The organism is uncultured Flavonifractor sp., assembly GCF_944383115.1.
Taxonomy (GTDB): domain Bacteria; phylum Bacillota; class Clostridia; order Oscillospirales; family Oscillospiraceae; genus Flavonifractor.
Window position 1 is genome coordinate 25,514 of record NZ_CALWOJ010000015.1, and the last position, 7,686, is coordinate 33,199.

Here is a 7,686-nt window from a genome sequence, read left to right on the forward strand (position 1 = left end):
TCATTTCCTCCTGTTGATAGGCGTTCTTACCGGCCTTGTACCGCTGCCTCTCTGGACAGCAGCCGCAGAGGACCGCCCTTTATTGAGTCCGGGATAGTATACCATGTCCTACTGTAAATTGCAAGAGGAATTTTCATTCTAACTGTATCTTTCTGTGCATTCTTTGACGAACCGGTTCAGCCAGCAACCACATTGCCACCAGAGGCGCGGTCAGATTGCCTTCACCCGCCCACCAAAGCAGCAGCGCGCCCATCACAAGCCCCAAACAGAGTACAACCGAGAGCAGTCCAACGACAGCAGACGCCCACTCCTGCTTCCCTGCCAGCGCCAGCAGGCATTTCACCACTCGACCGCCATCCAGCGGTCCTACCGGCAGCAGATTAAAAAGGCCCAGCGCCAGATGGAGCCCTGCAAAACACCACCATTCCTCTCCCAACTTCGCAAAGCTGAACGCCAGCAGCAGATTGACCGCCGGCCCGGCCAGAGCGGCCAGCAGCTCGCGCCCAGGCCCCATAGGATGTCGGGCGGAAAGGACCATCTCCGCGCCCACGCAGGAGATCCGCAGACGGGTCACCCGCCCGCCCAGCATGTAGATGGCGACAAAGTGGCCCAGCTCATGGAGGGCGCAGGCAGCCAGCGCCATAGGTACCATACCGCCGCTGTCCAGATAGTACAGCAGGGCCCACAGCAGCAGCGCGCCCGCTGTGACCTCCAAGCGTCCCCATCTCATTCAGTTGGTCTCAATATAATAGATGGGATTGATCCGCACCCCGTTCAACTTCATTTCAAAATGAAGGTGAGGTCCAGTGGTATTTCCCGTGTCACCGGACAACGCCACCGTATCCCCCGCCTGCACCGACTGTCCCTGGCTGACGAGAAGCTCGCTGCAATGGGCATAAAAACTCTTCACTCCGTTGGCGTGGCTGATCTGAAGATAAAGGCCATATTCCGGGGAGTCCCCAATATAGTCGATGGTTCCGTCAGCAAACGCCTGCACCGCAGTACCGGTATTGACCGCCAAATCCACTCCGTTATGAAACTTTTCCTCCCCGTCTACTGGATGCTCCCGCCAGCCAAAGGGCGAGGAAAGCCATCCCATCACCGGAGTGACCGTCTCTCCCAGGTCCAGTCGATATTTGTCCATAGAAGTATTGGCCGGCAGCGCCGGGCCGCTATACTCCACATGTTCCACCGCCGGTTCCGGCGTAGGGGTAACCTCCGGGGTTGCTTGGGGCTGGGGCGCAGGAGTGGCGGCTACGGCCGGGGTGTCCTCCTTGTCTATGGTCATACCCAGAAGGCTGGTACTTGCCTGCCCGGGAAACCCGCTGAGGCAGGCCGCCTGGGCGGTATAAAGCGCACTTCCACTGGTCGTGCCGCCGCTCTCCTCCGTTCTGCCTCCCAGGGCCTCGCTCCATATACCGCCCAAGGTTTCCAGCACCGGCTCCCCTTTGGAGATGGACTGACCCAGATCTGCAAAGACCGCCTGGAAGTCCGTGTCTCCCCGAAGCAGATCCAGTACCCGGTCCCGCAGTGAGGCGATTTTATCCGGGAAAACACCCTTTCCGATAAATACAGCCAAAAATAGCGCCAAACATACGCCCAGCTGGATGATCCGCCTTTTTTCACGGGGACCCAGCACCGTTTTCTGCTTCTTCCGTCCGGGCCGCTGCGTTCCTCTGTTCATGCCCGCGCTTCGCCGCGCCCTATGCTGCTCTGTCATCCCCATGCCGGCCCGCATCCCTTCTGTATCAGTGTGGGCTATCTATATGCGGCAAGGGCGCGGCTTATGCGGACAACCTGAAAATTACGTCTGGGTTTCCATGATGGAATCCCAGTACCGTTTGGCGGCCTGCTCCACCTTATTGTCCCCGTAATGGTAATAATGAGTACCTGCCAAAGCATCCGGCAAGTATTGCTGCCTTACCCAGTGATTTGGAAAATCGTGGGGGTAGAGATACCCCTGCTCCCGCTCCATCCCCGCCGAGTCGGCATGGACATTCTGCAAATGCCGGGGGTAGTCTCCTGTCTTACCGGCGCGTACATCGGCCTGGGCGGCGGCAATGGCCTGGTACACCGAGTTGGATTTCGGCGCGGTAGCCAGCAGGATTGCCGCCTGAGCCAGGGGCAGCCGGGCCTCTGGCAGCCCCAGCTGGAGGGCGTTGTCCACCAGGGCTTTGACAATGAGGGCGGCCTGGGGATAAGCCATGCCCACATCCTCGCTGGCGGAACAGAGCAGCCGCCGGATGGCCGTGATCAAATCCCCCGCTTCCAGCAGCCGGGCCAGGTAATGGCAGGCCGCGTCCGGATCGGAGCCCCGCAGGGACTTCATCAGGGCGGAGGCAATGTCATAGTGGTCGTCACCCTCCCGATCGTAGCGCATAGCCGACCGCTGAGCCACCGTCTGAGCATCCTCCATCGTGACAAGGAGTTTCCCTTGCTCCCTCTTGGCGGAGTTAAGGAGCAGCTCCACCGCATTCATGGCCTTGCGCACGTCTCCCCCGCAGGCGGAGGCAATATGTTCCTTCACGCCGGTCTCACACACTACCTCCCCCTCCAGCCGCTCCCCCATGAGCCGGATGCCCCGCTCCACGGCGGGCAGCACATCGGCGGCAGTGAGGGGCTTGAACTCAAAGACGCTGGCGCGGCTGAGTACCGCATTATAGACATAAAAATAGGGGTTTTCCGTGGTGGAGGCAATGAGGGTGATCTTGCCGTTCTCCATGAACTCCAGCAGGGACTGCTGCTGCTTTTTATTGAAGTACTGGATCTCATCCAGATAGAGCAGCACCCCGTCGGGAGCCAGCATAGTACCAATCTGGGCCATGATCTCCTTGATGTCGGAGATGGAGGCGGTAGTGGCGTTGAGCCGGTGGAGGGGCCGGTTGGTGCGCTTGGCGATGATGTTAGCCACCGTGGTCTTGCCGGTACCCGAGGGGCCGTAAAACACCAGATTGGGGATGTTCCCCCCCTCGATGATCCGGCGGAGCAGCCCCCCTTCCCCTAAAATGTGGCGCTGGCCCACCACCTCGTCCAGAGACTGGGGCCGGATCTCGTCCGCCAAAGGCCGATATGTCATGGGAATACCCTCCCTGCTGCAAAAAAATGGAGCGGAATTACTTCCGCTCCATTGTAACACATGTTCGATTATTCGTACAGGGGGTATTTGGCGGTGAGCTGGGCCACCTGGGCGCGGAGGTTGTCCTGATTGCCCTCGAAGTTGGTAGCAGTCTGCCACATGACCTGGGCAATCACCTTCATATCCTCCTCCACGAAGCCCCGGCTGGTGGCGGCCGGGGTACCCACCCGGATACCGGAGGTGACGAAGGGCTTCTCAGGGTCGTTGGGGATGGCGTTCTTGTTGACGGTGATGTTGACCTCGTCCAGACGGTGTTCCATCTCCTTGCCGGTGAGATGGGCGGGCCGCAGATCCACCAGCATCAGGTGGTTGTCGGTGCCGCCGCTGACCAGGTCAAAGCCCTCCTTCAGCAGGGCGTCGGCCAGAGCGGAAGCGTTCTTCACGATCTGCTGCTGGTAGGTCTTGAATTCCGGCTTGAGGGCCTCGCCCAGAGCCACCGCCTTGGCGGCGATGATGTGTTCCAGCGGGCCGCCCTGGCTGCCGGGGAAGATGGCGGAGTCGATCTTCTTGGCCAGCTCCTCCTTGCACAGGATCATGCCGCCCCGGGGGCCACGGAGGGTCTTGTGGGTGGTGGTGGACACCACGTCGGCGTAAGGCACCGGGTTGGGATGAAGGCCGGCGGCCACCAGGCCGGCAATGTGGGCCATATCCACAAAGAGGTAAGCCCCCACCTCGTGGGCGATATCGGCAAAGGTCTTGAAATCAATGATACGGGGATAGGCGGAGGCGCCGGCCAGGATCATACGGGGCTTGTGCTTTTTGGCCAGATCCCGCACCTGGTCGTAGTCAATATATCCCTGGTCATTGACCCCGTAGGCCACCATATTGTAGTTCTTGCCGGAGAAGTTGACGGGAGAGCCGTGGGTCAGGTGGCCGCCATTGGCCAGGTCCATGCCCAGCACGGTGTCCCCCAGCTGGCAGAGGGCCTGGTACACCGCATAGTTGGCGTTGGCGCCGCAGTGGGGCTGGACGTTGGCGTGGTCTGCGCCAAAAAGCTGACAAGCCCGCTGGCGGGCAATGTCTTCCACCACATCCACGCACTGGCAGCCGCCATAGTACCGCTTACCAGGATAGCCTTCGGCATACTTGTTGGTAAGCACTGTGGCCGCAGCCGCCAATACGGCCGGGCTGACAAAATTCTCCGACGCAATGAGTTCAATGTTGCGCCGCTGCCGGTCATACTCTGCCCGGACGGCCTGACCCACCTCCGGGTCCTGTGCGGTGAGAAAATCCGTGATATCCTTGACCAATGTCTGTCGCCACCTTTCAATATTTTAGCGATTTAATTCATTATAACGGATGGCCTTTCAAAATACAATCGTCACCATAGGAAAAACACACTCGTTTTTTTCGCTATTCTGTGTTATATTGTCTAACGAGGTGATCTTATGAAAGACCATCAGGACGTTCTTGCCATCGTGGAGGAGCTGAAGCGGCTCTATCCCGACGCCCTGTGTTCTCTGCAATATCCCAAACCTTACGAATTGCTGTTCGCCGTGCGTCTGGCCGCCCAGTGTACCGACGAGCGGGTCAATATGGTCACGCCCGCCCTGTACGCCCGCTTCCCCACCCTGGAATCACTGGCGGAGGCCGACGTGGCGGAGGTGGAAACCTACATCCATTCCACCGGCTTTTTCCGGGCCAAGGCCCGGGACATCGTGGCCGCAGCCAGGATGCTGGTGGAGGTCTACGGCGGCGTGGTGCCTGACAATATGGAGGATCTGCTCAAGCTGCCCGGCGTGGGCCGCAAGACCGCCAATCTCATTCTGGGCGACGTGTACAAGACCCCCGGCGTGGTGGTGGCGGACACCCACTGTATCCGTATCACCGGCCTTCTGGGTCTCACCGACGGCACCAAGGACCCGGCAAAAACCGAAATGCAGCTGCGCAAGATCCTGCCGCCGGAGGAGTCCAGCGACTTCTGCCATCGGATGGTGCTTCACGGCCGGGCGGTGTGCGTGGCCCGGCGGCCCGACTGCCAGAACTGCACCCTGCGGCCCTGGTGCGACCATTTCCAGAAGAATACCGGAGCATAAAGGAAAAGCCCCGCCTGTCGGCAACAGGCGGGGCACAATTTACAGGCTGCTCAGGGGCACAATGGCCTCCAGGGTAGGCAGCATGCCGATCTTGCTGGGGTTCTGGCCGGGCAGACCATAGATGTCGTGGCCGGGATACTGGTTGCCCTCCACCAGTACGGGGCCGTCCGGGGTAACCGCCACGTCCCATGCTACATACCGAACCGTGGGTACCACCTGGGCGGCGTCCTGCACCAGCTGGAGGATCTCGCTCCACATAGGCAGCTGGTAGCCCTGGAACCGGGTGCCGGTGGCGGGATGGCACTCATAGAGATCACCGGCCTTATCCCGGGCGGCGCACTGGATGATACCGGTCTGCTTGTCCACCGGCACCACCATACCGCCGCCGTTGAAGTTGTCCACCGGCCGGTCGGAGTTGCCCACCCGCAGGTAGGAGGCCACCACATGGGCCGTTCCATCCTTCAGCAGGGAGACAATGCGCAGGGTGTTGATGGAACCGGGCCAGATGGCATTGAGGTCGGGGTGCTGGGTGATGACCTCCTCCATCAGGGTCTGGCCGTTCTCCTTCAGCCGGGAGAGCAGGGCGGCCCAGTCCTCCACCTGGTCGGCCCGGAGGATCTCCACCCCGTCGCCGTGGGTACCGTCCCGGGGCTTGACGATAAAGCGGCCCAGTTCCTCTCCCAGGGCCTGGAACTGCTCAGGGGTGGCAGAGGCCAGATCCAGCCACTTGCGCCCCACATAGGGGGCAAACCGGGTGAGAAACTCCGGCTTCACATCAAAGGTGTTCCACTCCTTGCGGTCGTTGAGAGCCGCCACATAGCGGTTGTTCTTGCCCCGGGTGAGGACGGTGGCACGCTGGGCGCCATTGAGTTCCCAGAAATGGAACAGCGCATAGTCCAGATAGCCGGCCTGGTAATGCAGGCCGCACCACACCATATCGCAGAATACCACCGGGGTGAGCTTGTGGGCCTGATGGGCCACCTCTTTAGCTGTTTTCCGCATCCGTTTCAGATCCATCCCCCGGACCAGTCTCCAAAGTCCCATGTCGTACCTCCAGATTGCGGGCACAGAGCCCGAGAATCGTGTATGTCAGCAGCCGTCATTATAGCAGAAGCCAGCGGAAAAGGCAACTGTCCGGAATTTTGTGCGTGCAATTTTACGCACTCGCCCATAACCTTTCCGATTTTTCATACTATATATCTGCAGTGCGTGCAATAGCACGCAGGCAGATGGAGGTGTGAAAGATATGGCAAAAGAGGTCAAACATATTGGACTGCGGGTCACGCCTGAAATCCATCAGAAGCTGAAGTATATTGCATCTTATGAGGGAAGAACCATCAACGGACAGGCACATTATCTCATCCAGAGCTGCATCCGGGAATTTGAAAAGGAGAATGGGCCTATCCCGACGGAGAAAGAACCATGAGCGGGCCGTTGAGCTTTGTGCTGGATCTGCTCTTTCCGCCCAAGTGCATCTTCTGCGGAAAGATACTGGACTCCGGCGAAGACGGAATCTGCCGCCGCTGTCAGCGGGAGCTGCCCTGGCTGGTGGACACGCAGGCGGAGCAGACGGGAGAATTCTTCTCCCTGTGCGCCGCCCCTCTGCGCTACCAGGACAAGGTACGCGACTCCATCCGCCGCTACAAGTTCAAGGGCCGCAGGGGTTACCACAAAGTATACGGCAAGCTGGTGGCCCAGTGTGTCCACGATCATTTGGAGGGACGGTACGATCTCATTACATGGGTACCCCTCTCCCCTCAGCGGAAAAGAGAGCGCGGGTACGACCAGGCTTTCCTGCTGGCCAGCGCAGCGGCGCTGGAGCTGGGCGACGTCGCTGTGGAGACCCTGCGGAAAGAACGCAACAATGAAGCGCAATCCGGCCTTACAGCGGCGGCCCAGAGGCGCGCCAACGTACTGGGCGCCTATACGCCGGTGGACCCGGAGCTGGTGGCCGGTAAGCGGGTGCTGCTCATTGACGACGTTGTGACCACCGGCGCAACCATGTCCGAATGCGCCCGCATTCTGCGGGCGATGGGCGCTGCCGACGTGGTGTGCGCCGCCCTTGCCCGGGCCAGATGAATCCTCTTCTCCATACTTGCGGCCAATCTGGAAGAACCGGAAGAAATTTCACAAATTTAGCGGAAATATACGTTGAAATGGTGGACACACTTCTGTATAATATAGAAGATTCAGGCCGGGTAATCTTATCCAGCCTTATTGGACTGAGTGGATCCTCTGATCAAGCAGTACGATTCATCATATAGAGTAAAAACATTGAGGTGCAGGTATGTTCAGTAAAGACATTGGTATTGACCTGGGTACAGCTTCCATCCTGGTCTATGTAAAGGGCAAAGGCGTGGTACTGCGGGAACCCTCCGTGGTAGCCATCGACAAGAATACGGGCAAGCTGCTCAAAGTGGGCACCGAGGCGCAGCAGATGCTGGGCCGTACCCCCGGCAACATTGTGGCCATCCGTCCCCTGCGGGAGGGCGTCATCTCCGACTACGACATGAC

At 59.6% G+C, this 7,686-nt stretch carries 9 protein-coding genes; 4 read left to right on the top strand and 5 right to left on the bottom strand.

What is annotated here, in order from left to right:
• Window positions 1-133: 133 nt before the first annotated feature.
• The 4 genes from Q0K43_RS03305 to glyA form a co-directional block, all read right to left on the bottom strand.
• A complete protein-coding gene (locus Q0K43_RS03305; RefSeq protein ID WP_297289149.1) occupies window positions 134-730 on the bottom strand; it encodes a site-2 protease family protein in 597 nt (198 codons plus the stop codon).
• Window positions 731-1,684 (bottom strand): M23 family metallopeptidase, encoded by a 954-nt coding sequence (locus Q0K43_RS03310; protein ID WP_297289150.1) that lies wholly within the window; start codon window positions 1,682-1,684, stop codon window positions 731-733. It lies immediately after the preceding gene.
• A gap of 120 nt (window positions 1,685-1,804) precedes the next feature.
• Window positions 1,805-3,076 (bottom strand): replication-associated recombination protein A, encoded by a 1,272-nt coding sequence (locus Q0K43_RS03315; RefSeq protein ID WP_297289151.1) that lies wholly within the window; start codon window positions 3,074-3,076, stop codon window positions 1,805-1,807.
• Between the two features lie 68 nt (window positions 3,077-3,144).
• Window positions 3,145-4,386, bottom strand: a complete 1,242-nt coding sequence (glyA, locus tag Q0K43_RS03320; RefSeq protein ID WP_297289152.1) for a serine hydroxymethyltransferase — start codon at window positions 4,384-4,386, stop codon at window positions 3,145-3,147.
• A gap of 138 nt (window positions 4,387-4,524) precedes the next feature.
• Between glyA and nth the strand changes: the two genes are divergently transcribed.
• Entirely contained in the window at window positions 4,525-5,172 is a 648-nt protein-coding gene (gene nth / locus Q0K43_RS03325; protein ID WP_297289153.1) for an endonuclease III, read from the top strand.
• Window positions 5,173-5,211: 39 nt separating this feature from the next.
• Here nth and Q0K43_RS03330 read toward each other — a convergent pair whose 3' ends face one another.
• Window positions 5,212-6,216, bottom strand: coding sequence for a sugar-transfer associated ATP-grasp domain-containing protein (locus Q0K43_RS03330; protein WP_297289154.1), 1,005 nt, complete (start codon window positions 6,214-6,216; stop codon window positions 5,212-5,214).
• 202 nt (window positions 6,217-6,418) lie between these two features.
• Between Q0K43_RS03330 and Q0K43_RS03335 the strand changes: the two genes are divergently transcribed.
• The 3 genes from Q0K43_RS03335 to Q0K43_RS03345 form a co-directional block, all read left to right on the top strand.
• Window positions 6,419-6,598, top strand: a complete 180-nt coding sequence (locus tag Q0K43_RS03335) for a hypothetical protein (protein WP_297289155.1) — start codon at window positions 6,419-6,421, stop codon at window positions 6,596-6,598.
• Window positions 6,595-7,251, top strand: coding sequence for a ComF family protein (locus Q0K43_RS03340; RefSeq protein ID WP_297289156.1), 657 nt, complete (start codon window positions 6,595-6,597; stop codon window positions 7,249-7,251). The genes Q0K43_RS03335 and Q0K43_RS03340 overlap by 4 nt, the downstream gene beginning before the upstream one ends.
• Before the next feature lie 208 nt (window positions 7,252-7,459).
• A partial coding sequence (locus tag Q0K43_RS03345) for a rod shape-determining protein (RefSeq protein WP_297289157.1) occupies window positions 7,460-7,686 on the top strand: 227 nt, incomplete at its 3' end.